Raw genomic sequence first — 22,833 nt, forward strand, 5'->3', positions numbered from 1 at the left:
CCTGAGTGCCGGGCTTTTTTATGTTTGAAGCTCAGCTTTTCTGAGTCTGGATGCCCAGATCTTCCATTTCTTCATGAACTGCGGACGCTTTGGCGGAAGAGTAAACCTCCATGGCGGAAGCTCCCTTGGGCTGTTGCAAGCGGATGAAGCAGGTGATGACTGCGGCAAGCAAATACAGTGCTGCGTAGATGTAAACGACGCCCTGCGTGCCGTAGCCAGTAACAAACAGTGTTGCCAGTGCCGGGCCCAGGAAGTTGCTCAGGCCACCGCCAAGGTTCTGCACGGAAACCGCGGCACCCTTGTGATCGGGCGCAATAGCGGGGAAGATTGCTCCCATGGGCACAAATGCGTTGAGCGTTAAAGCCAGAAACAAGGCACCGATAATCGCAGTGAACATGTTGCCCGGCATCAGGTGCGGGATGAAATAGAAGGCAAGGCTTGCCATTGCGCAGCCGACAAAGCCGAACCAACGCATCTGACGCAGCCAGCCGATCCGGTCTCCAATAAGGCCCCAGACCACGTTGGTCACAGGCTGAACCAGGAAGAACGCACCATAGATCCGCAGCCATTGCGGCATGGTAAAGCCAACTTCCGGAGACGTGTAGAACAGCGGCATGATGACCGGAAAGCCGAAGAGAGACAGATTGCAGATGACGCGCGTGATGAGTGCCAATGCAATATCGCGGTTCTCAACAATCAGCGTCAGGCTGCGGCTGATCTCGATCAGCTGTTCCTTGACTGATACCTTGGCTGCCAGTGGCTTGGCTTCAGAGGGATCTTCGCGGATGGTCAGGCAAGCCAGTGCGCCGCCAGCCAGAACCCAGGCCAAAGACATCCACAGGGTCGGCATGAATCCGAAAGCGGGGATGGTCCAGCTTGGTAGGAAGGACGCGATGATGCCGTAACCCAGCGTGAACATCGACCAGACCCAGCCGATGGCAGAGGCCAGACGATGATCGGGGGTTTTCTGGACGATCCAGAAGAAGAACGCATAGAAGAACAGCGGGTATGCGAAGCCGCGCAGACCATAGAACAGCATCATCATCGGGAAGGAGTGCTGTCCGAGGCCGAGTCCGAGGAACGCGACGTGGCACAGTGCCCACCAGATGGTGCCGATCGCCATAATGCGGCGTGCGCCATAAACTTCTGCCAGCACGCCAGACAGCCAGCTCGAAATGGCGGCTGTTGCACCGTAAATGGTGAAGAGCATTCCTGCCTGTTTGGGCGTAAAGCCGATCTGCGTGACGTATTTGGCAAGGAACGCAACTTCGATGCCGTCGCCCGTCATGTACAGGGCAACAGCGATATAACCCCACAGCAGCATCACCGGCATGCCCCAGAGGATGCGGGATTTGGTGATGACTGCTTGATGGGGTGGAGAAAGCTCTGTGGCACTCATGAATGTCATGCCTTCCTGAGGGAAAGGGAGGATGGAGTGTCTTCACACGGCAACGGTGGCAGGTCGGTGCTTTCCAGTGGGGCTCGCAATGTGACAAGCCCGGGAGAAGCCAGTCCAAGAAATTGCGCTTCGATACCACTGAACACACCTGCCGAGCGTGATGCGGGCGGCAGGATGTTAAAACGTTTAGCGATAAAGATAGGCTCTTTTCTGAACATGGCGAACTCCTTTGACAGCGGGAATGTGTGTTCGGGTTGTCGTTCGGAGGCCGGCAATCCTTTTCTCTTCATGTCATTCTCGTCGGAGACGTTCTGGCATGAGGAGAACGGGGCAGGCATGCCTGCAGGAAAGCCGTTACCGATAACCGTGTGAGTACGATCGCAGAAACGATAACATGAATCTGTTATATTCAAATAGTATTTGTGTTATTTTTTATGCCAACAAAGCATGATCTGGTGTGACTATCTCGTTAGAAGAGCTCAACAAGCGCAACGCCTGCAACGATCACCACAAGAAGAATCAGCAAAATCACTGTCAGGCGTTTTTCGATGAACTCACGCACAGGTTCCCCAAAGGCTTTGAGAAGGGCGGCTTCCAGGAAAAAACGTGCCCCGCGCGTTGTGATGCTGGCAGCGATGAACGGCAGCAGCGGGAAGTGTGCCGCGCCTGCAGCCAGTGTGACGAATTTGTAGGGGAGAGGTGTGAGGCCCTTCCCTAAAATGATCCATATGCCATATCGGCGGAACAGGTCTTCCAACGCCAGAATGCGCCCATCTGCGTGATAAAAATGGGCGATGGGCATACCGATATGCTTCATCAGGAAAGCGCCGAGCAGCCATCCGATCACGCCACCTATTACGCTAGAAACAGTACAGACTGTTGCAAGAAACCAGGCCCTGTCCTGTCGCGTCAGGATCATGGGAACGAGCATCAGGTCAACGGGGATTGGGAAGACCGACGCTTCTGCCATGGCGATAATGATAAGCCACCATACGGCTTTGGGTGAGGCAGCAAGGTCGGTGATGCGACGATAGAGGGAATGGATCACGGTCTGGTCCTGTGGAGGAATATCCGGTCTTCCTATCCTTCTCTGTCACTGAATGAAAATTCATTGCTTCGGAAAACAGGGTAAAGGAAGCACAAAGCTCTTCCTTTTCTGAAAATGGATCCCCTGTGCCCCAACGTTACTCTCTTCTGGCCCGCCTGTTTCACTGGGGCATGGCTGCTATCATTATCCCGGTCTGGATGATTGGATTCTATGCGGGGCGCCTGTTGCCGCGTGGGGCTTCTCCTTTGAAGGGAGAACTGCTTTCCATTCACAAGGAGATCGCATCGACAGTTGTAATCCTTGTTGTTCTCAGAATGGCCTGGCGCGCAACACATCGGCCGCCAGCATTACCTGACACTATTCCGGAAGAGCAGCGCATTGCGGCGCGCGTGCTTCAGGGATGCCTTTATCTACTGATGCTGACTACGCCTCTTACGGGGTGGCTGATGGCCTCTGCTCACGGTGCGCCAGTCCAGATGCTGTGGACGGTGCACCTGCCGGCGCTCATTCAGAAAACTGCGCTGTTCGCGCCGATCCTGGGTGTCATGCACCAGTTTTCTGCCTGGATTCTTGGTGTTCTGATTGCCGGGCATTGTGTGGCGGCGCTGATGCACCGTTTTTCCCGGCGGGATCAGGTCATGGATATGATGCTCTGAATAAAAAGGCCTCTGCAGATGTGTGCAGAGGCCATGGACTTTTTGCCTTATTGCGGTGAAGCAGGCTGCTGAACCGGGAAAGGCTCAGCCTTGAGAGCAGGGCGCGGATGATCCGCCATCTGCTTCTTCAGATACGAAACTGCTGCATCAAGCTGTTGATCCTGCCCCTTGAAGGTGGCGACCGGCATGTTCTCGATCTCGATATCCGGTGAGACACCCTTGTTCTCGACCAGCCAGTGGCCGTTCATGTCGAAATAGGGGTTTTCGGCTGTCCGGGCATTGCCGTTGTCAATCAGACGGTCACCGTCCGAAAGCCAGACACCGGCGCCTGCTGTGCGTTCCCCAAGGAGCGGAGCAATATGGAGAGACTTGATGCCTTGAGAGAAGGTTTCACCGTCCGAGTAGGTCATTTCATCTGAAATCACGATGAGATGGCCCTGAAACGCCTGTTGCATGTCGATGGCCGGAGCGTTGCCATAGCGGCTCCAGAACATCCAGGACCGGCGCATGAGCTGCGTCAGAACCCAACTGTCAATGTTGCCGCCATTATTGCCGCGGACGTCAACAATGAGTCCATCCTTGTCGATATTGGCATAGAACTCGCGGGCGAATGCCTCCATGTCATCGCCGACCATGGCTTGCAGATGCAGATAGCCAATGCGTCCATGGCTGGCACGATCTACAAGATCAGCACGGCTGACTTCCCAGTCCCGTGCGCGCAAGGACTTCTGCTTGCGCCAGCTTACGGCTGTCACGACTGTTTTGTGTTCTTTGCCATTGCGCAGAAGGGTCAGGAGAACCTGTTTCCCAGCCTGATTGGCCAGAAGCGTAGAAAGGTCGGGCTCGTCGGCTGCGGATTGTCCGTTCACGGCAACAATCAGATCTCCGTCCTGCGCATCAACGCCCGAAGCAGCCAATGGAGACTTCTGATCCGGTAGATCGCAGTCTCCTCTATAAATATGTGTGATGCGGAAGCCTTTTGCTTCGCGGGTAATCTGTGCACCCAGTCCGGCAATCAGGTTCGCAGCCGGGTCTTCGAGGCTTTGTGCCGGCCGGAGCTGGGAGTGCATGGCGCCAATTTCAGCAACCATCTGGCCAAGCAGATCATCCAGATCCGCACGGTCTCCAAGTCGATCCACAAATGGTGCGAAGTGGGCTCGAACGGCTTTCCAGTCTACGCCATGCAGATCGCGGTCATAATAATGATCACGGTGAAGGCGCCAGGCATCGACAAATTCGTCTGACCATTCCTGAGCAGGGTCGATGCGCAGTCGTAGTCCCTCAAAGCTGACCGCTTTTCCTGCGACATCATCAGGCTTCTTGGCCCCGACCGGCAGCAGAAGAACTTCGGGCGCCAGCTTCGCGCGAGGGGCCACGGTCATGATCGTTTTGCCGTCTGCGGAGAGGCTGAAATCTTCAACCTTGGGAGAGAAGGTTTCGATCTTGTGCTCGTTGTTATCGATATGGATGGACTTCAGAGGGTTGGCGTCATCGTCCGCACCATCCACGGTGAACAGATAATCGCTGGCGGCTGCCAGCCCGTGATAATCCGCGGCAGGGACGGGAACCTGATAGAGACGATCTGCCAATCCGCTCCATTCAAACGCGGGAAGAGGCTTCTTGGGAGCGTCCTTCTTCTCATCTTTCTTGTCGCTCTTTTCCTTGCTGTCATCATGATCCAGCTCGGTTGGCGCCTGGAAAGGAAAGCGTTCTCCGGCCTGGAGTGCGAGGGCATAGATGCCTGTACGATGTGGAAACGCCGGTCCCAGATTGCGGTCTCCCCAGGGAGAACCGTTAGCCAGCGAGAATGTGCGATCAGACAGGAACCACAGCCATTTCCCATCTGGGGAGAAGGTTGGGCTATAGGATTCGTAACGATCGCTCGTCACCCACTCCGTCCGTCCTGTTTCCGGAGAATACAGGGCAATCTGACGTCGCAGATTGGAGCCGCGCGTGCGTACGAAGGCGAGGGCCTTTCCGTCTGCGGCCCATGAAAGGGAATCGAAAACGTTCGTGCCGTCCTGAGTGGCATCATCAACGAGCTTCTCAGCTTTGCTGGAAAGGTTGAGCAACCACAGGCGCCCCAGCAGATCCGTATGTGCGGCGTATTTTCCGTCTGGTGAGATTTCGAGAGCGACAGGTTCGGTTGAGGATGGCTGGCTGAGTGCTTCTCCTTTGCCGCTGCCATTAGCAGAAAAACGCCACAGCGCAGATTCTCCATCCGCATCACTGAACGCAATGACGGACTTTCCATCTGGCGTCACGCGGGCAAGGCGCAGGCGGACATTGTCCGGGGTGGGAAGGACGATCAGACGCCGCGGGGAAGCTGCTGCCACGACCGTGTGGCCGCGCATAGTGAAGATGGCGGCATCGCCTTTGGGAGAAATGGTCTCCGACGTGGTGAAGCGGGTTGGTCGATCCAGCCAGTACGGTGCGCGAGGTGCATTGTCCGAGACCAAATTAACGGGGATCTGGTGGCTCTCGCCAGAGGTTAGATCCAGCGAAAACAGATCCGCCCCTTTGCGGAATACAACATGGTCGCCTGAGAGTGACGCTTCCAGAACGCTGTAATCCGTAAAATGGGTTAGTTGTCGGGCATCTGTTCCGTCTGTGGCGGTGCTCCAGAGGTTGTAACGCCCGTTTTCGTCGGAAATAACGATCAGACGATCCTTCCACGGCATGGGGCGAATGAGGTTCGCTGTGCGTGTGCCGATACGTTCGGCCTCGGCTCCGGACTGAAGATCAAACCGCCAGAGTTGCGAGAGTGCTCCTCCACGATAGGCCCGCATATGATCGCCTGTAACGGCGAGCCCGAACCGCACGGCATACAGCCATTTACCGTCCGGGCTAATGGAAGCGTCATTGACGTTGGCAAGCGGATAGACGTGCTTTGCACCCGTCTTTGGATCCAGAGCTGCGACATTATAGCTGTAGTAAGGGCCAGTTGCGTCCGGCATGGAGTAAAGGATGCCTGCATGAGCATCCCACCCTGCGATATGAAGTTTTGGCGCGTTTTCAAACGTCATACGTCGGGGCGTGCCGCCGGAACTTGGCATGATATAGAGCTCTGTTGGCCCATCAAAATTCGCCAGAAATGCGATTTCTTTGCCATCGGGGGAGAGGACAGGCTGCGGGTCAACAGCATTGGCGCCACGGGGTGCGCTGGTCAGGCGCTGGGCTGTACCTCCCGTCAGGGGCACACTCCAGACTGACTGTTCCGCGCTGAAAAGAACGGTCTGCCCCGTGACTGACGGCTCCCTAAAATAACCGGGCTCAGCCTGGGCGGTCAGCCCGTAGGTGCACCCCAGAAGAGCCGCGCATGAGAGAAGGGAACGTCGGAGGGAAAACCGCATGATGTGAAGGACTTCTCATATGAAAATATCCGTCGATGATGCTGCGGTTTCATATCGCCGTCGAGACGGCAGGTGCGTTTTGATGCCGAGAAAACAAAAAACGCCAGCCCGTAATAGGCTGGCGCTTCGTGATCTGCCGTGAAGAAGCGGATCAGGCAGTCAGAGCCGTGACCTTATCTTCTGTCTCCAGCACGTAGGAACTGTTGGAGAGGATCTGCACACCTAGCATGGCAATGCTATGGGAAGCGCGGTTCGGGATCTGGATCTCAGCGTTCCCTGTGGTCCAGCGAGACGCCTTGCCTTCCTGTACGCTCCAGCCAGCAAGCTCGCTTTCCGTCAGGTGAGCAGAAAGCGCAGAGGTGCTGCCAGCATCATAAAGAGCAATATGGCCAACGAGCACGCCAAGCTGACGGCGGTCATCAACGAACGGACCGACAATGTCGGACGGACGGCTGGTGCGGGACATCAGACGTACGGAGTGGACATTCTGCGGAAGCATGAACATGGCGTAGCCATTGGTTTCACGCATCTTGCGAATGACGGTTCCGTCTTCCGTCATGAGATGCAGGTCTGCATCCTCTGTCAGGACCGTGTCGGCGACCACGGATTCAAGGCCGGCCATGTCTGCGCGCGCTGCGATGTCGCGGAATAGAGGCTCTACCGCTGCACGATCCGTCGTCAAAGGTGCGGCGGCATTGTCGGCCCAGTTCTTGACGTTGCTACCAATGCTGAAGACGTTTCCGTCCTGCTGGAAGCTGCCACGGTTTCCGGTGTCCAGGAAGCTCTCGGTGAGCAGGCCATTTGCCATGATGACCGAGTGATCTGCCGTCTCGATGTGGAAGTAGTCGTATGACGTGATGCTCAGGTCGTAATGGATGGAACGACCGTTCACCAGCATACGAGCTGGAACAAACTGCCCATCAAGGAACAGGCAATGCTCCGGGGTTACCAGCAGGTCCGTGTGGGGTACGCCGGATGCGATGGCATCTTTCATGATGCGGACCGGGTATCCCGCTTCGTCAGCAGGAGCGCCAGCACGAACCGTCATGTGACGATGGCCTGCCCATGTGATCGGACGAATTTCCTCACGGCCATTAACATATACGGCCACATTGTCGCCAAACCGCAGAGCCTCGACAGCAACTTCACCATCCTGGGTGCGGATGAGGGAGCCCGTCAAAAAGCACGTTAGGGTTGAATCGTTGCCGGTGCTTGAAGAGCTGAAATCTGCAGCCTTGTAGTAGTTCCCTTGTGGGTTCTTGGCAGTGTTAAGAGTGCTGAGAGTCTGACCGTTGCTATTTGTGACCTTAACAACGCCGTTTCCTGCATCAACAAGTTTCACAGCGCCATATGAATTCACGAAGGTGATCTTGTCGCCGGGCGCAACATTGCTGAAGCTCACGTTCGTAGCATATGCGTTGACTGTTACGGCACTCCCTGCCTCCGGGGCCCCGAACTCAAACGTCAGCGGGCCGGAAGCACTGTAAGCGTTGGTGTTCGTGAAGGAGCCACCATCTACCTTGATAGTACCAGCAGGTAGGGTGCTGTTATTCATCTTGAAGTTGGTACCAGTGGCGATAACCAGCTTCGCGGCACTGCCGATTGTGAGGCCCTGAACCTCCACATTCTGGTTATTGTCTAGCGTAACGGTACCATGGATGGTGAGACTGTTCACGGCCGTGGTGGGGTGACCAGTAACGATGGTTTCCTGACCATCTGTTCCAATATCACCGCCGCTTTGGGGAATGTTTGACCAGTCTATTGTATTAGACACGATATTTTTTTTCCAATCAAAAAAGGATGCTTGTTTTGCCGTATCAGCGACTTGATGCGGTGAGAGGTCATGACTTATTTGCATCAATAAGTTGGAACAAAACTAACAGTCAATAATGATTTGAAAAATTCTAACAGTATGTAATGGACCGGAGGCGGCACTATGGATCGCCCGTTGAGACTCTTGCGAAGCCTCAAGCGAAAAAAACTCAATTAAATAAGGAAATTAACGTATTAAAAATCAGCCAACCGCAGATTTGAGGCCATAGCCTGCTGCAAGTGGGCAAAGAGGCAGCATTGCGAAAAGACATGCTCCCAGAAGGTCGAATCCGGCGCTTGATGATGCACCAAGCTGCCCGGCATAGGACGAAGCCGCACCGAAAATCAGTACCGGCGTTGCGAGAGGTAGAACAAGAAGTGGCAAAAGAACACCACCACGACGGGCGCCCAACACGATTGAGGCTGCCATGCCACCCATCAGGGACAGGCACATCGTTCCAAGCATCAGCCCGAACAAAAGAAGCGGGAGTTCGCTCCCTTTTACGCCCAGCATGATGCCAAGCGGGATAGCTGCAACAAGAAGAGGCAGGCCAGTTGTCAGCCAGTGAGCAATCATTTTAGCAAATGCAACGGCATACGCTGGAAGGCCCGTGAGCATCAGCAGATCCAGTGAGCCATCTTCCAGTTCGGAGCCGAAAAGTCTGTCCAGCGGGAGCAGCGATGCGAGCAGTGCACAGACCCAGATGATGCCCGGCCCCATATGACGCAACAGATCTGGTGAGGGACCAAGGGCCAGAGGGAAAAGGCTGCCACACAATATAAAGAAGAGCAGGGACGCGAGCGTATCCGCCCCAAACCGATAGGCAAGTCGCAGGTCACGGTCGATCAGGGCAAAGAAAGCGGTCATGACAGCCAAAGCGGTTCAGCGTGAGCAAGGGAAGGGAGTTCGTGCGAACGCGTGTTGTCCAGAGGGAGCGGAACATGCGTCGTAACAATCATGGCGCCCCCGTTGTCACGGTGTTTGGCCATGATCGCTCCAAGCCGTTCGATGCTCGCCACATCCAGACCAACGGTCGGTTCGTCCAGAAGCCAGAGCGGCGCTCCTGACAGCATGACGCGTGCAAAAGCCGCCCGGCGTTTCTGCCCCGAGGACAGGAGGCGTGCTGGAAGGTCAGTCAGGAATGCCAGATCAAGGGCTTCCAACACGTCTTCCATGCTTCCGCTGCCCAGGCGATCGGCCAAGGCAAGATTTTGCGCCAGCGTCAGGCCAGGCTTGAGAGCATCCTGATGGCCCAGCCAGGCCAGTGCTCCATAGCGCTCAATCGTGCCACCATCAGGCTTGCGAAGGCCTGCGATTGTTCTGAGAAGAGTGGATTTTCCCGCACCATTCGGGCCGGTGAGTATCATGGCATCGCCATGCGCAAGCGAAAGGCTCACATCATCCAGAACCAGCCGGTCTCCACGGAAAACCGTAATATCCCTGACATCCAGAAGCACGGAAGGTGTTGTCGGGTCGGGCGGCTGGGTCGTCATGGGAAGCGTTCTGTCCGGTTCACGGTCTCATCAGCTTAGACCCTCTGAGCGCGGGAACTGCAAGGGGGCGTCTGAAAAGCTGCAATCTGGTGAATTCTCATTCCCGCATGCAGGAAAGGTCTCGATAGCCAGTGCGAGGTCCGTTAAGAGGGCTGAACGGTATTATGATCACACGTCTTGTTAAGGGATGTCTGGAACTGACTGATCTGGTGTTACAGGCGAGCGGGATCGCCAAGTCTTTTGACGGCAACGAAATTCTTCGTGGTCTGTCACTTGATGTTGAACGTGGCGAGCTGATCTCGATTATCGGGCCTTCAGGCTGTGGCAAGTCCACGTTCCTGCGGTGCCTTAATTTTCTGGAGCATCCTGACGCCGGAACTGTCCGTATTGAAGATGTTACACTCGCCTGCACTGGCAAAAGCTGGACACGTGCCAATGAGGCACAGGCCCATCGCTTGCGGGCGCATGTCGGCATGGTCTTTCAGGCCTTCAATCTTTTCCCTCATAGAACCGTCATTGATAACGTTATGATGGCGCCGATGCGCGTGAAAGGTGTCTCACGGGATGAGGCGCAGGCGACCGCCTGTACGCTTTTGGAAAAAGTGGGGCTGGCGGGTGTTAAAAACCGCTACCCGGACAGTCTTTCGGGCGGCCAGAAGCAGCGCGCGGCAATTGCCCGTGCGCTCGCCATGAAGCCATCTGTCATGTTGTACGACGAGCCGACATCCGCACTTGACCCGGAACTTTCAGAAGAAGTTCTGTCGGTGATGCGGGATCTGGATGATGATGGGATGACGCAGCTTGTCGTAACGCATGACATGCGCTTTGCCCGTGCCGCCTCGGATCGCGTGCTGTACGTGGAGGCTGGTGAAATCGTTGAAAGCGGTGACCCGGACCTGATGTTCGCCAACCCGAAAGAGGGGCGCACACGGCGCTTCCTGCGGACGCTCCTGTGATGAACAAGTTTTTTGCGTGTCTACTGGCGCTGGCTTTCATGCTGGCACCCTCCGTTCATGCCGTAGCAGCTGACGAGACTGTCGCATCCGCGCCAGACGCTCTGGTCGTGCCGGGGGCTCGGGATAACACCGATCTGCCCTGGGCCTCGGATGGTGAGGCCAATGTGCCTTACGTGTTCCATGATCCCGAGCATGAATCCCGGATGACGGGCTTCGAATACGATCTGGTCAATGCCATCGCGGAGAAAATGCACCGCAAGGCGCGTTTCATTCAGAATGACTGGGATGGCCTGATTCCTGGCCTGTCGCGTGACCTTTACAGCATGGTTGCAGACGGCATCGAAATGACGCCGGAGCACAAGGCGGCGGTCCTGTTCTCCCGTCCTTACTATGTGACAAGCGAGCGGATCATTCTTCGCAAGGAAGAAACGGGTCTCGACACGCTGGAGGCTCTCAAAGGGCATAAGATTGGCACGATCAAGGACACCACAGCCGAGCGAATGTTGCGCCGGCAGGGTGGCTCTACGATCCGGTCTTATGAAGAAGAGACAAATGCCTTTTCGGATCTGCGGAACGGACGTTTGGACGCGATCCTGCTGGATGCGCCCATCGCCCTGTATTACGGCAGCATTTCCGATGACATGAAGCTGGTGGGCGAACCGATCGGCAGCATGGAATATGGCATTGCGTTTGCGCCTGGTAGCCGCGCGTTGCGGGATCAGGTGGATGCCGCCCTCGGAGATCTTATCAAGGACGGGACGCTTCACCAGATTTTGGCACGCTGGAACCTGTGGACTCCGTTGATGGAGAACTACACGGGGGACCATACCCATCCGGATATTGCCCCGGTGGAATGGGATCGGTATCGGGCCGCCATGGCCAGCACGACCGGTGGGAACTGGAAAGTTCTGATTCACCGCTATGTCGGGTTCCTGCCTCTGATCGGCCAGGCTGCCTTGATGACGCTGGCCGTTTCAGCGCTCGCTATGGTGATTGCGGTCGCCCTGGGTCTGCTTCTTGCGTTAGCGCGGCATTATGGCGGGACGGTCCCTCGGCTTGTGGCGGGGCTATATGTGGAAATTGTTCGCGGTACACCGCTGCTGATTCAGGTTCTGTTCATTTTCTATGGGCTGCCAGCCTTTGGTATCCGGCTGTCTCCCTTTATGGCAGGCGTGTTGTCACTGGGGCTCAATTACGCTGCCTATGAAGCCGAGAATTACCGTGCAGGTTTGTTGTCTGTCCCCCGCGGCCAGATGGAAGCCGCTATCGCCCTGAACATGACGCACTGGCAGGCGCTTCGCCTGGTCGTGGTCCCGCAGGCCTTCCGTACTGTTGTGCCGGTCATGACCAATGACTTTATTTCGTTGCTCAAAGACAGTTCGCTGGTGTCCGTCATCACCTTGACGGAACTCAGTCAGACCTATGTCCGTCTGTCATCCACCTATTACGATTATTTCGGAACGGGGCTGATGGTGGGTGCGGCTTATCTTCTGCTTGGGCTACCGTTCGTGAGATTGGCCCGTATGGCAGAACGGCGCATGGGCCGCGGCATGGGTGGCAATATTGGCCACCACTGACTGGTAGGCATGAAAGACGCCTCGTTCAATGAATTAAAAAAGGCTGCCTCTCTGTTGGGGGGCAGCCTTTTTTTGTCAGGACGCTTTGGGCGCTGACGGATCACTCGTGATGGATGGTGTAAGCGTATTCGGGTCAAGCGTCCCGTCAAACCCTTGTCGCAGAACGTCCGCCCATTTCAGCATCCACCGATCCAGATCCGTGATGAAGCGCGAGGAGTCCGGATTGGAATGAACTGTGCCCTTGCCCCAGATGTTAATGGGCGCCAGCAACTGCCGGGACCCATGCTCAATCGGAGCAATAAGCGTCTCTACAGTCTCGACCTGAACGCCTTGCGTGCCCTGAAGGGCCGCGCGATACCATCCAACATTGATCATGAGTGGTGGAATGGGAAAGCCGAGTGTTGCCATGCGGTTGAAGGCCGCTGTGATGAATGGGTCTGGGCTGACTGTATTGTTCGCCAGAACTGCGTTCCCCATATAGCTGCATTCTTCAGAAGCGCCGGGCTTCCCGCTGATACGTGACGCATAGTTGCGATCATCATGGCACGGCGTTTCCAGCCCATCCGTCACTTCCTGCGGAAGGGTCTGCTGGCTGGCTCGGACAACAATCACTGCCGAGACAACGCCACTATCCGTACGCGCCAGAACCTGCTGGGAAATTTCTCCGTGAGGGCCGCTTCGGGCCGTCAGGATGGTGTGCCAGTCTCCGGTCGGGAGCGGAATAGTGCGCCCGGCAATCTTCAGGCTATGCCGGAGTGTGATGCCGGGATCGGGAACACCGACCTGATCTACGCCACCGTCTGAGGCGTTGCCGCTAGCCGCGTTTTGGGGGCTAGCGGCCGTTGCAGGGGGTATGTTTGCACCTGGAGCATGTCCTGGGAGCCAGGGCATGGCTTTCTTCAAAGCCGGGGTCGGGAAAAGCGAGGCCATCCCGATTCCGCCGACCATCATGATAAGGCTTGTGCGCCAGAGAGGCGCGCGGCGCCAGAGTCGTCCAAATGCTGTCATGGATCAGTGGCTCAGGCGGCCGAGTTGCGCTTCGGTATCCTTGGAAATTTCCGCGACAACGCCATTATCCCCTGCCGTCAGGCGAACCGTCTTGGCGCCCTGCTGACGGGCGATAATCAGGCTTTCGCTCACCATATCTTCAATGGACCGCACCAGATCACGAGCGCTGGCGCCGGTGCCCAGATTCTTCTGCTTAACCATGACCTGGAAGAGCAGGGCCGGATCAATACCGCCTGTTTCAACGTGCAGGCCATAGCTTTCGATCATGGCTTCAATTTCCAGAGCGGCCACACGGGCCAGATCCAGACCGCGGAGAGCGCGGAATACGAAGATCCTGTCGAGGCGGTTCAGAACCTCAGGAGCGAAGCCTGCCCGCTTGAGTGCTTCCACCGACTCCGCGCGCATCTTGTCGGGCTCATTCTCCAAACGGTCCGCAATTTCTGTCAGTGCGTCCGTTGCGATGTTGGACGTCAGCATGAAGATGGCGCGGGTTGTGGAGACCTGCTCGCCTGTAGACGCTTCCGTAACGTGACCATCGTTCCATGCAGTGAGAAACTTCTTGAACACGTCCGGATGGGCCTTTTCGATTTCATCCAGCAGCACGACGGCATCTGGCTGATCCTTGAGACCGCCGGTCAGCTTGCCGAAAGTATCTGAGCCGACATAGCCCTTCGGGGAGCCGAAGAGCTGTGTGGCTGCATGGGGGCTGGACATCTGCGTCATATCGAAATGGAGCAGAGGACGTTCCATCTGGCGAGCGATCTGCTTGGCCAGATAGGTTTTGCCAGTCCCTGGAGGCCCTGCCAGCAGAAAAATGCCGACGGGCTTGCCACGAACCTGAAGAGCGAGGCGGCGGCGAAGCTGCTGGGCAATGTCTTCGCAGACACGGTCCTGCCCGATGACGCGGGCCCGAAGAGATGCGGCAAGCTCCTCCGCATCGATGACGGTTTCGCGCTGTTCGCGGGCCATGAGTTCTTCAAGCGCACCACGATTGGTCAGCCGGCTGAGAACATCCATGATCAGACCTTTCCTCCTGCGCAGTCCACGACGCGCCAGTTTTTCTGCAGAAGTTTCGTATCCCAGACCCATGACGGTCAGGAGGGCGCCGATCCCTGCGAGGGGGAGATAGGCAGGCCGTGCCCAGTTCAGAGCTCTCCAGAAACCATCCAGAGACAGGTGTAGCATGACGGCCACCTGAATGACCGCCAGAATCAGGAAGGCCGCCATCATAACTGGCATGGCCCGGTTGAGCATGGGGACGAGAGACTTGAACACCGGGGTAGCCTTTACTGAACAATCACACCAAGCACGATACGCTGACTCAGCGCAGTCAGACTTGGCAGGGCTTCGGGGCCAAGGGCCGTCATGGCACCAATGGTGAGAGCGGATGCGTGCGGCATTGTGACAGGATCAATCGTAACCTGTGCGGCTTCGGCAATCGGCAGAATGAGCCGCTGGAATTTTCCTGTCAAAACAACGCGCTGGGTCAATCCGGATACTGTGACATCAACGGTCTGCCCTGTCACGCCTGCGGCATCCAGAACCGGCATTTCGACAAGACGCATATCGCCACGCTGCACGGCCGCTAAAATCTGGCTTCGCTGTTGGGCATTGAAGCTGGTGGCAGCAAGCGCCTTAGGGGCATTCTGTGCGGAGAGCATGGAAAGCTGAACCGCCGCCTGAAGCGCCGGTGCCGTGCCGACGGCAGAATTGTCTGGCGGAGGGGCCGGGACTGCTGCCTTGGGTGACGTGGTATGAGTGTAGAAAAATGCCCCTGCACCAATGGTGACCACGGCCAGCAGACTACCTCCCGCCCAGAGAGGTCGGCTCCGGGGAGCATCCTGCTGCGGAAGGAGATGTGGTTTAGGCTCGTGTGGGGCTGTCATCAGGGTTTCATCTCACCCTGACTGTTCGTTCAAGGCAAGCATTCTCCGTCATGAGAAATGTAAACAAATCTTTCGATAAGCTTGGAGGGCTGTATCCCTGTCGTTCTACTTGCATTGCGAGGGTGGAGGGCCTAGATAGAGGTCATTCCATTCATCTTCCGCTTCTTTTCGGGGGGTGGCCCTGACAGGCCGCCTTTTTTGTCTTGTCTCAACAGAACACATCTTCCGGCCTCGAACTGCCTCATCTGACGGGCCTTGAAGCCCGCATTGCGGAGCGGATCGTACCGACGCTGGCGGACCTGGGCTACGAGCTCGTCCGTCTTTCCGTTCTCGGGCGCGACACCCCGACCATTCAGATCATGGCGGACCGTGCAAACGGCTCCCTGATCTCGGTGGAGGACTGCGAGCAGATCAGTCACGCCGTCGGTGCCATCCTTGACGTGGATGACCCGATACCAGGCGCATGGATGCTCGAAGTTTCATCAGCTGGAATCGACCGCCCTTTGACGCGTGCAAAGGACTGGGAGCGATTCGCCGGACATCTGGCCAAGGCTGAGCTTGATGTTCCGCTCAATGGCCGTCGTCGTTTCTCTGGAACGGTGATGGGCACGCGGGATGGCAAGGGCGTGATTCGTCTGGACGACGGGACTGAAGCGGAGCTGCCATTGGCGGAAGTTCGCAAAGCCCGTCTGATCCTGACGGATGCCCTGATTGAGGCAAGTGCTGCCCTTTCGGGTGTCACACCTGAAGCGGAGAGTGACGGCGAGGCGCCTCGCGTTCCGAAACTGAATCCGAAGAAGCCGGGGAAGAAGAAACAATGACCCGTCTCATGCTGGCTGGAGGTCCGATCTGATGGACACATCTGTTATCCGCCCTGAACTGCTGCTGGTCGCAGACGCAGTCTCGCGCGAGAAGAACATCGACCGCGAAGAAGTGCTGGAAGCGATGGAGCAGGCCATTCAGAAGGCTGGCCGCGCCAAGTATGGTCACGAGAAGGACATTCGCGCGACCATCGACCGCAAGACGGGCGAGGTTCGTCTCAGCCGCTGGACGGAAGCTGTCGAGCAGGTGGAGAATGAGGACACACAGATCCCCATTCACATCGCACGCAAGTTCCAGTCGGAAATTCAGATTGGCGAACATCTCGTTGATCCACTGCCGCCGATCGATTTCGGTCGTATTGCAGCGCAGACGGCCAAGCAGGTTATTGTGCAGCGCGTGCGTGAATATGAACGCAAGCGTCAGTTCAATGAATTCAAGGATCGCGTAGGCGAGATCGTTAACGGTACCGTCAAGCGGACCGAGTACGGCAACATGATGGTCGAAATCGGCAATGCCGAAGGCCTTCTGCGTCGTGATGAACTGATCCCCCGCGAGTCTTTCCGAAATTCGGACCGCATTCGCGCGTATATCTATGATGTACGTGACGAGCCGCGCGGTCCGCAGATCTTCCTGTCACGGACGCATCCGGCATTTCTTGCCAAGCTGTTCGCACAGGAAGTGCCGGAAATTTACGACGGTATCATCGAGATCAAGGCTGTTGCCCGTGATCCGGGGTCCCGCGCCAAGATGGCTGTCATTTCCCGTGACGCGGCGATTGATCCGGTCGGTGCGTGCGTTGGTATGCGCGGCTCGCGTGTCCAGGCCGTTGTAGCTGAGTTGCAGGGCGAGAAGATCGACATCATTCCCTGGAGCCCGCAGGCTGCAACATTCGTTGTGAATGCGCTGGCACCTGCTGAAGTCACCAAGGTGGTGATGGACGAGGAAGCAGGGCGTGTTGAGGTCGTGGTGCCGGATGAGCAGCTTTCGCTCGCGATCGGTCGCCGCGGACAGAACGTGCGTCTGGCCAGCCAGCTGACCCGCTGGGACATCGATATTCTGACGGAGGCCGAGGAATCGGAGCGTCGTCAGGAAGAGTTCCGCAAGCGGACTGGACTGTTCGTTGACTCGCTGGATGTGGACGATGTGATTGCCAGCCTTCTGGTTACAGAGGGCTTCCACTCCATCGAAGAACTGGCTTATACGGAGCCGGGCGAACTGCATGACATCGAAGGCTTCGATGAGAGTGTTGCCGAAGAGCTGATGCTGCGTGCAAACGAGTATCTGGCTGGCAAGGAACACGAGCTGGACGACAAGCGCAAAGAGCTTGGCGTGACGGACGATGTTGTCGATCTCGGAGTCTTCACGAACCAGATGCTGGTGACGCTTGGTGAGAAGGGTGTGAAAACGCTCGACGATCTGGCGGATCTGGCAGGTGATGAACTCGTGGACATTCTTGGCGCAGACGCCATGGATGAAGATGCCGCGAATGAAGTCATCATGGCAGCCCGTGCCCACTGGTTTGAGGGTGACGAATCGGCTGAAGCCGAAAAGAAGGACGGGGAGTCGACCGACGTCTGATATTTCTGATACTGATAATGGTCCCATTCGCGGTGCTTTAGGGCGCCGCGGTTCAGAGCGTCGCTGCCTCGTGACCCGAGAGCAGAGGCCGCCTGAAAGCATGATCCGTTTCGTGGTCAGCCCGGATAATCGGGTTGTGCCAGATCTGGCTGCAAAGCTGCCAGGTCGGGGAATGTGGTTGAGTGCCAGCCGGGATGTGTTAGATAGCCCCCGCACCCGACAGGCTTTTGCACGTGCTGCGAAGGCCCAGGTGTCTGTACCGGACTGTCTGGCGGATCTCGTCGAGGCGGCACTGGGACAGAGGATGTTGGACGCTGTCAGTCTGGCCCGAAGAGCGGGGCAGGTTGTCTGCGGGTTTCAGAAATGCCGGGAGTGGCTCATTTCCGGTAGGGCAGGGGTGGTGATCCGTTCCGAAGGTGCAAGCCTGGACGAGTTCTCCAGACTGGTGTCGGGCCGGCGATCTCTGCCGGTGGTGACAGTTCCCGATCGCGTCCTGGCTTCGGCGTTCGGCCGGGACCGGGCGGTCTATGCGGTGATGGCGCCGGGTGCGCTGGCACAGCGCCTGATCGCCGAACATGAGAGATTTTCGGGAGTGGCAGGACGTTCACTCCCAGACCCCAAAGGGGTCAGTAAGGAACAGGCGGAACTATGAGCGACGGCAACGAGCGCAACCAGGACGGAACACAGACCCCATCACAGGGCGGCGAACAGAACAAGACTGGCCGCCTGTCCCTACGCCCCGCAGGACGTCAGGAGGTCGGTCGTACAGTCGACGCTGGCTCCGTGCGTCAAAGCTTCAGCCACGGCCGCTCAAAGGTCGTGCAGGTTGAAGTTCGCAAGCCCAAGCGCGCAGCTTCCGGTCCGGGTGGCTCGGCTGCTGGCGGTGCACGTGGTGGTCGTGGTGCTGGTGCTGGCGGTCGCGCCCTGACGGCTGCGGAGCTTGCAACGCGTCAGCGCGTTCTGGAAGCACAGCGTAAAGCTGCGGTTGAAGAGGCTGCACGCCGCGAAGCCGAAAAGATCCAGATCATGTCGGCTGCAGAAGCAGCCCGCCGTGCCGAGGAAGAACAACGTCTTGCCGCAGAGGCGAGAGAGGCTGAAGAAGCTGCACGCATCGAGCGTGATCGTCAGGCGATCAAAACCGCAGAAGACGCGCGCATCTTCGCTGAAGAAGAAGCCCAGCGCGCTGCGCGTCAGGCAGAACGTGAAGCTGAAGAAGCCCAGCGTGCTGCTCCGCTTGACCCGCGTACGCATTCAACGGGTGGCGTGCAGCTAGCAGCCCCCGTGCAGCGTCTGCGTCCTCTTGCAGAGCGCGCAATTATGCCGGAGCGTCCGGTTCAGACCGCACGTCCTGCGGCTGCAACTCCTGCACAGCCCCGTGGTGGTGAGACGCTTCATCTGCGTTCTCCCGCAGCCGCGGCGGGTGGCGAAGAAGAGCGTCGTGCTCCTGCTCGCCGCAGTGGTGGTGCACCCAGTGGTCCGGCTCAGCGTCGTTCCACCCAGCCTTCTCCTCGCAAGAGCCCGGGCGGCAATGACCGTCGTAGCGGTCGCATTGATGTGCGTGCAGCGATTGAAGGCGATGACGGCAAAACCCGTTCGCTGGCTTCAGTTCGCCGTCAGCGCGATCGTGAACGTCGCCAGGCTGAGCTTGAACGTCTTCGTTCTGATCAGGTGCGCGTTGTGCGTGACGTAATTGTTCCGGAAACCATCACGGTCGCTGAGCTGGCCAACCGTATGGCGTCCCGTCAGGGTGATGTCATCAAGTCGCTCATGAAAATGGGCGTTATGGCGACGGCAACCCAGAGCATCGACGGCGATACTGCTGAGCTGATCGTCGAAGAGTTCGGCCATCGTGTGAAGCGCGTTGCTGAAAGCGATGTGGAAATCGGCATCAAGGGCGTTGAAGATCGCCCAGAAGATCTGGCGCCGCGTGCTCCGGTCGTGACCGTTATGGGTCATGTCGATCACGGTAAGACGTCTCTTCTCGATGCACTCCGCTCTGCTGATGTGGCTGGCGCAGAAGCCGGCGGTATCACGCAGCACATCGGTGCGTATCAGGTCACGGCACCTTCCGGGAAGAAGATCACCTTCATCGATACACCGGGCCATGAGGCATTTACGTCCATGCGTGCTCGTGGTGCATCCGTGACGGACGTGGTCGTTCTGGTGGTTGCGGCCGATGACGGTGTCATGCCGCAGACGATCGAAGCCATTAAGCATGCCAAGGCTTCGAATGCCCCGATCATTGTCGCCATCAACAAGATGGACAAGCCAGGCGCCAACCCAACCCGTGTCCGTCAGGAACTTCTGAGTCATGAAATCGTGGTCGAAGATATGGGCGGTGATACGCAGGATGTCGAAGTCTCGGCACTGAAGCGTACGGGTCTGGACAAGCTGGAAGAGGCTATTCTGCTTCAGGCTGAAATGCTTGATCTGAGAGCTAACCCGGATCGTATGGCCGAAGGTACGGTGATCGAAAGCCGCCTTGATCGCGGGCGTGGCCCAGTGGCTTCCGTTCTTGTTCAGAAGGGCACACTGCGTCGCGGCGATATTGTTGTCGCTGGTGCGGAGTGGGGACGTGTTCGTGCGGTTCTCGATGATCGTGGCCGTCAGCTCAAGGACGCTGGCCCATCCATGCCTGTCGAGATTCTCGGCATCGCGGGTGTTCCGGGTGCAGGTGAGCCGTTCGTTGTTGTTGAAAACGACGTCCGCGCTCGTGAGATCAGCGAATTCCGTCAGCGTACCATCAAGGAAAAGCAGGCTGCGACGCAGGTTGCTGCCCGTGGCACACTCGACCAGATGCTGGCTCGTATTCAGGCCGGTGATCAGAAGGAAGTTGCCCTTCTTATCAAGGCGGACGTTCAGGGCTCTGCGGAAGCAATCTCCACGACAGTCCAGAAACTGGCTCATGAGGAAGTTGCAATCCGCGTCCTGAACGCCAGTGTCGGTCAGATCACGGAAAGCGATATCCAGTTCGCCAAGGCTTCTGATGCCATCATCGTGGCGTTCAACGTTCGTGCGACGACGCAGGCTCGTGAACTGGCGCAGCGTGAAGGTGTGGATATCCGCTACTACTCCATCATCTACCAGGTGGCGGACGACGTAGAGCAGCTCGTGAAGGGCAAGGTTGCGCCCAAGCATCGCGAGAAATTCCTCGGCTATGCGGAGATCCGTCAGGTCTTCAACATCACGAAGACTGGCAAGGTCGCTGGTTGCTACGTCACCGAAGGCCTCGTCAAGCGTGGCTGTGGTGTGCGTCTGCTGCGTGAGAACGTGGTCATCCATCAGGGTGAACTCAGCCAGCTCAAGCGCTTCAAGGACGATGTCAAGGAAGTGGCTCGTGGGTATGAGTGCGGTCTTTCCTTCGCAGGTTACAATGATTTGCGCGAAGGCGATGTCGTCGAGTGCTACGAGATGGAAGTGATCCCGGCTTGAGCTCACGTTCCAGAAATGACCTGAAAGGCCCGGCAGGCGTTGTTGCCCAAGGGCCAAGCACGCGCCAGCTTCGGGTGGCAGAAGAGGTTCGCCGGACTCTGGCGGACATCTTCGCCCGCACGGAGTTTCGTGATCCTGACCTGCTGGATGTTCGCATTACGGTTACGGAAGTGCGGGTTTCCCCAGACTTTGGTCACGCGACAGTGTTCGTGACCCGACTGGGCCGAAGCGATGTGGAAGAAGTTCTTCCCGCTTTAAAGCGGGTTTCTCCTTTCCTTCGCTCCGGGTTGGCCAAAGTGCTTCGACTGCGAAGTGTTCCGGAAATTCATTTCCAGCCAGATACGGCGCTGGATAATGCGATGGAACTGGATCAGCTCTTTCGTTCACCGGAAGTTAGCCGAGATCTGGAAGACTGATTTTGCACAACACCTCTGGCCTTCGGGTCAGGGGTGTTTTTGCATTTACAGGTCAGACTGGTCTATCAGCGCCCGATCATGAGTGAGGGATGCTGGACCAGTGGCAAGAAAACGCGGACGCGAGATTGACGGATGGCTGATTCTCGACAAGCCGCTTGGCCCAACGTCTACGGACATGGTCAATAAACTGCGTTGGGAATTTGACGCGAAAAAAGCGGGCCATGGCGGCACGCTCGACCCCTTGGCCTCGGGCGTCCTGCCGATCGCATTTGGCAAGGCCACGCGAACAATCCCCTATATTATGGATGCGACAAAGCGTTACCGCTTTACCCTTTCTTTGGGGGAAAGCCGCACAACCGATGATCGCGAGGGGGAAGTTCTTGCGACGTCGGTTCATCGTCCAACAGATGACGATCTACGCGCCTGTCTCCCTGCTTTGACGGGCGATGTGATGCAGATTCCCCCCGTGTTCTCTGCATTGAGAGTTGGTGGAAAACGAGCTTACGATCTCGCACGTGCCGGCCGTCCACCGGAGCTTCCGCCACGCCCGGCCCGGATAGATTCGATAACGCTGGTAGAGCGTCCGGATGCGGATACTGCGGTTTTTGAAGTGCAGTCTGGCAAGGGCGTTTATATGCGGTCTCTGGCGCGAGACATCGCTCTTGCGTGTGGAACGGTGGGGCATATTTCTGTCCTGCGTCGAACGAAATGCGGGCCGTTTGATCTGTCCCATGCCATGACGATTGACGAGATAGCACTGGACAAATCGACTCAAACTGTGGACAACGCCGATGCTCTTCCGGCTCCTCTGCTGGATGTAGCGACCGCGCTGGTCGACATCCCGGCGCTGGCCGTTACCGAAGCGGAGGGAAGAATATTGATCTGGGGCCAGTCTCTTGACCCCTCGGATCTCACATATTCTCTGCCGGCCGTGTCACAGGAGGGAGACCATCTGTGGCGTGCGATGATCGGAGAGCACGTGATTGGCTTGTGTCAGATCCGCGATGGACGGCTCAGGGCAGCACGGATGCTGGAAAACCACGAGTTTTTTGGAGAACACGATGTCGATTACTGCAGAACGCCGCACGGCTCTGATCGCTGAATACCGCCAGAACGAGACCGACACGGGCTCGCCGGAAGTTCAGGTTGCGATCCTGACCGAGCGCATTGTTAACCTGACCGAGCACCTGAAGACCCATAAGAAGGACTTCCACTCCCGTCGTGGTCTTCTGATGATGGTCGGTCAGCGTCGTAGCATGCTGGACTATCTGAAGCGCAAGGATCAGGCTCGTTACCAGAGCGTGATCGAGCGTCTCGGCCTGCGTCGCTGATACGTCGTCCGGGGGCTTGCTCCCGGACACCCCTGCCATCGGTCTTTCCGGGGGTGGGGTGCGCG

Annotated in this window: 20 protein-coding genes; 10 read left to right on the top strand and 10 right to left on the bottom strand. The window is 57.3% G+C overall.

Features of this window, described 5'->3' with window-relative positions:
* Positions 1-31 precede the first annotated feature (31 nt).
* From KP702_RS01165 to KP702_RS01175, 3 genes are all read right to left on the bottom strand, one after another.
* Positions 32-1,399, bottom strand: a complete 1,368-nt coding sequence (locus KP702_RS01165) for an MFS transporter (RefSeq protein WP_215768387.1) — start codon at positions 1,397-1,399, stop codon at positions 32-34.
* A gap of 5 nt (positions 1,400-1,404) precedes the next feature.
* Positions 1,405-1,689, bottom strand: a complete 285-nt coding sequence (locus KP702_RS01170; protein WP_215768388.1) for a hypothetical protein — start codon at positions 1,687-1,689, stop codon at positions 1,405-1,407.
* A 179-nt stretch (positions 1,690-1,868) separates the two neighbouring features.
* Positions 1,869-2,447: a YqaA family protein gene (locus tag KP702_RS01175; protein WP_046900041.1), complete on the bottom strand. Its 579-nt coding sequence runs from the start codon at positions 2,445-2,447 to the stop codon at positions 1,869-1,871.
* A 125-nt stretch (positions 2,448-2,572) separates the two neighbouring features.
* Here KP702_RS01175 and KP702_RS01180 point away from each other — a divergent pair, with 125 nt between their 5' ends.
* Entirely contained in the window at positions 2,573-3,103 is a 531-nt protein-coding gene (locus tag KP702_RS01180; RefSeq protein WP_202206342.1) for a cytochrome b, read from the top strand.
* A 47-nt stretch (positions 3,104-3,150) separates the two neighbouring features.
* Here KP702_RS01180 and KP702_RS01185 read toward each other — a convergent pair whose 3' ends face one another.
* The 4 genes from KP702_RS01185 to ccmA form a co-directional block, all read right to left on the bottom strand.
* Positions 3,151-6,456: a S41 family peptidase gene (locus KP702_RS01185; protein WP_215768389.1), complete on the bottom strand. Its 3,306-nt coding sequence runs from the start codon at positions 6,454-6,456 to the stop codon at positions 3,151-3,153.
* A gap of 151 nt (positions 6,457-6,607) precedes the next feature.
* Positions 6,608-8,230: a Hint domain-containing protein gene (locus KP702_RS01190; protein ID WP_215768390.1), complete on the bottom strand. Its 1,623-nt coding sequence runs from the start codon at positions 8,228-8,230 to the stop codon at positions 6,608-6,610.
* A 240-nt stretch (positions 8,231-8,470) separates the two neighbouring features.
* Positions 8,471-9,136, bottom strand: coding sequence for a heme exporter protein CcmB (ccmB, locus tag KP702_RS01195; RefSeq protein WP_086634019.1), 666 nt, complete (start codon positions 9,134-9,136; stop codon positions 8,471-8,473).
* Complete coding sequence (ccmA, locus tag KP702_RS01200; RefSeq protein ID WP_064273745.1) at positions 9,133-9,762, bottom strand: heme ABC exporter ATP-binding protein CcmA; 630 nt, start codon at positions 9,760-9,762, stop codon at positions 9,133-9,135. Before ccmA ends, ccmB begins: the two co-directional genes overlap by 4 nt.
* Before the next feature lie 164 nt (positions 9,763-9,926).
* On the opposite strand from ccmA, the gene KP702_RS01205 reads away from it, so the two are divergent.
* Positions 9,927-10,718 (top strand): amino acid ABC transporter ATP-binding protein, encoded by a 792-nt coding sequence (locus KP702_RS01205; RefSeq protein WP_064273747.1) that lies wholly within the window; start codon positions 9,927-9,929, stop codon positions 10,716-10,718.
* Positions 10,718-12,295, top strand: a complete 1,578-nt coding sequence (locus KP702_RS01210; RefSeq protein ID WP_215768391.1) for an ABC transporter substrate-binding protein/permease — start codon at positions 10,718-10,720, stop codon at positions 12,293-12,295. The genes KP702_RS01205 and KP702_RS01210 overlap by 1 nt, the downstream gene beginning before the upstream one ends.
* A gap of 75 nt (positions 12,296-12,370) precedes the next feature.
* Here the strand turns inward: KP702_RS01210 and KP702_RS01215 are convergent, their stop codons facing one another.
* The 3 genes from KP702_RS01215 to KP702_RS01225 are packed head-to-tail and all read right to left on the bottom strand — an operon-like array spanning position 12,371 to position 15,189.
* Entirely contained in the window at positions 12,371-13,303 is a 933-nt protein-coding gene (locus KP702_RS01215) for a hypothetical protein (RefSeq protein WP_215768392.1), read from the bottom strand.
* A gap of 3 nt (positions 13,304-13,306) precedes the next feature.
* Entirely contained in the window at positions 13,307-14,557 is a 1,251-nt protein-coding gene (locus KP702_RS01220; protein ID WP_215768534.1) for an AAA family ATPase, read from the bottom strand.
* Between the two features lie 32 nt (positions 14,558-14,589).
* Positions 14,590-15,189: a hypothetical protein gene (locus KP702_RS01225; protein WP_215768393.1), complete on the bottom strand. Its 600-nt coding sequence runs from the start codon at positions 15,187-15,189 to the stop codon at positions 14,590-14,592.
* A gap of 203 nt (positions 15,190-15,392) precedes the next feature.
* On the opposite strand from KP702_RS01225, the gene rimP reads away from it, so the two are divergent.
* From rimP to rpsO, 7 genes are all read left to right on the top strand, one after another.
* Positions 15,393-16,010 (top strand): ribosome maturation factor RimP, encoded by a 618-nt coding sequence (gene rimP, locus KP702_RS01230; protein ID WP_215768394.1) that lies wholly within the window; start codon positions 15,393-15,395, stop codon positions 16,008-16,010.
* Between the two features lie 31 nt (positions 16,011-16,041).
* Positions 16,042-17,589, top strand: a complete 1,548-nt coding sequence (gene nusA / locus KP702_RS01235) for a transcription termination factor NusA (protein WP_215768395.1) — start codon at positions 16,042-16,044, stop codon at positions 17,587-17,589.
* Positions 17,537-18,241, top strand: a complete 705-nt coding sequence (locus KP702_RS01240) for an RNA-binding protein (protein ID WP_371823798.1) — start codon at positions 17,537-17,539, stop codon at positions 18,239-18,241. The genes nusA and KP702_RS01240 overlap by 53 nt, the downstream gene beginning before the upstream one ends.
* A complete protein-coding gene (gene infB, locus KP702_RS01245) occupies positions 18,238-21,021 on the top strand; it encodes a translation initiation factor IF-2 (protein ID WP_202206347.1) in 2,784 nt (927 codons plus the stop codon). Before KP702_RS01240 ends, infB begins: the two co-directional genes overlap by 4 nt.
* Positions 21,018-21,437 (top strand): 30S ribosome-binding factor RbfA, encoded by a 420-nt coding sequence (gene rbfA / locus KP702_RS01250; RefSeq protein WP_046900027.1) that lies wholly within the window; start codon positions 21,018-21,020, stop codon positions 21,435-21,437. The genes infB and rbfA overlap by 4 nt, the downstream gene beginning before the upstream one ends.
* Positions 21,438-21,537: 100 nt before the next feature.
* The gene (gene truB, locus KP702_RS01255; protein WP_202206348.1) at positions 21,538-22,539 is read left to right on the top strand and encodes a tRNA pseudouridine(55) synthase TruB; all 1,002 of its coding nucleotides are present in this window, start codon (positions 21,538-21,540) and stop codon (positions 22,537-22,539) included.
* Positions 22,499-22,768, top strand: coding sequence for a 30S ribosomal protein S15 (gene rpsO, locus KP702_RS01260; RefSeq protein ID WP_007283842.1), 270 nt, complete (start codon positions 22,499-22,501; stop codon positions 22,766-22,768). The genes truB and rpsO overlap by 41 nt, the downstream gene beginning before the upstream one ends.
* Positions 22,769-22,833 lie beyond the last annotated feature (65 nt).

It is taken from the genome of Gluconobacter sp. P5B12 (assembly GCF_018812035.1).
Taxonomy (GTDB): domain Bacteria; phylum Pseudomonadota; class Alphaproteobacteria; order Acetobacterales; family Acetobacteraceae; genus Gluconobacter.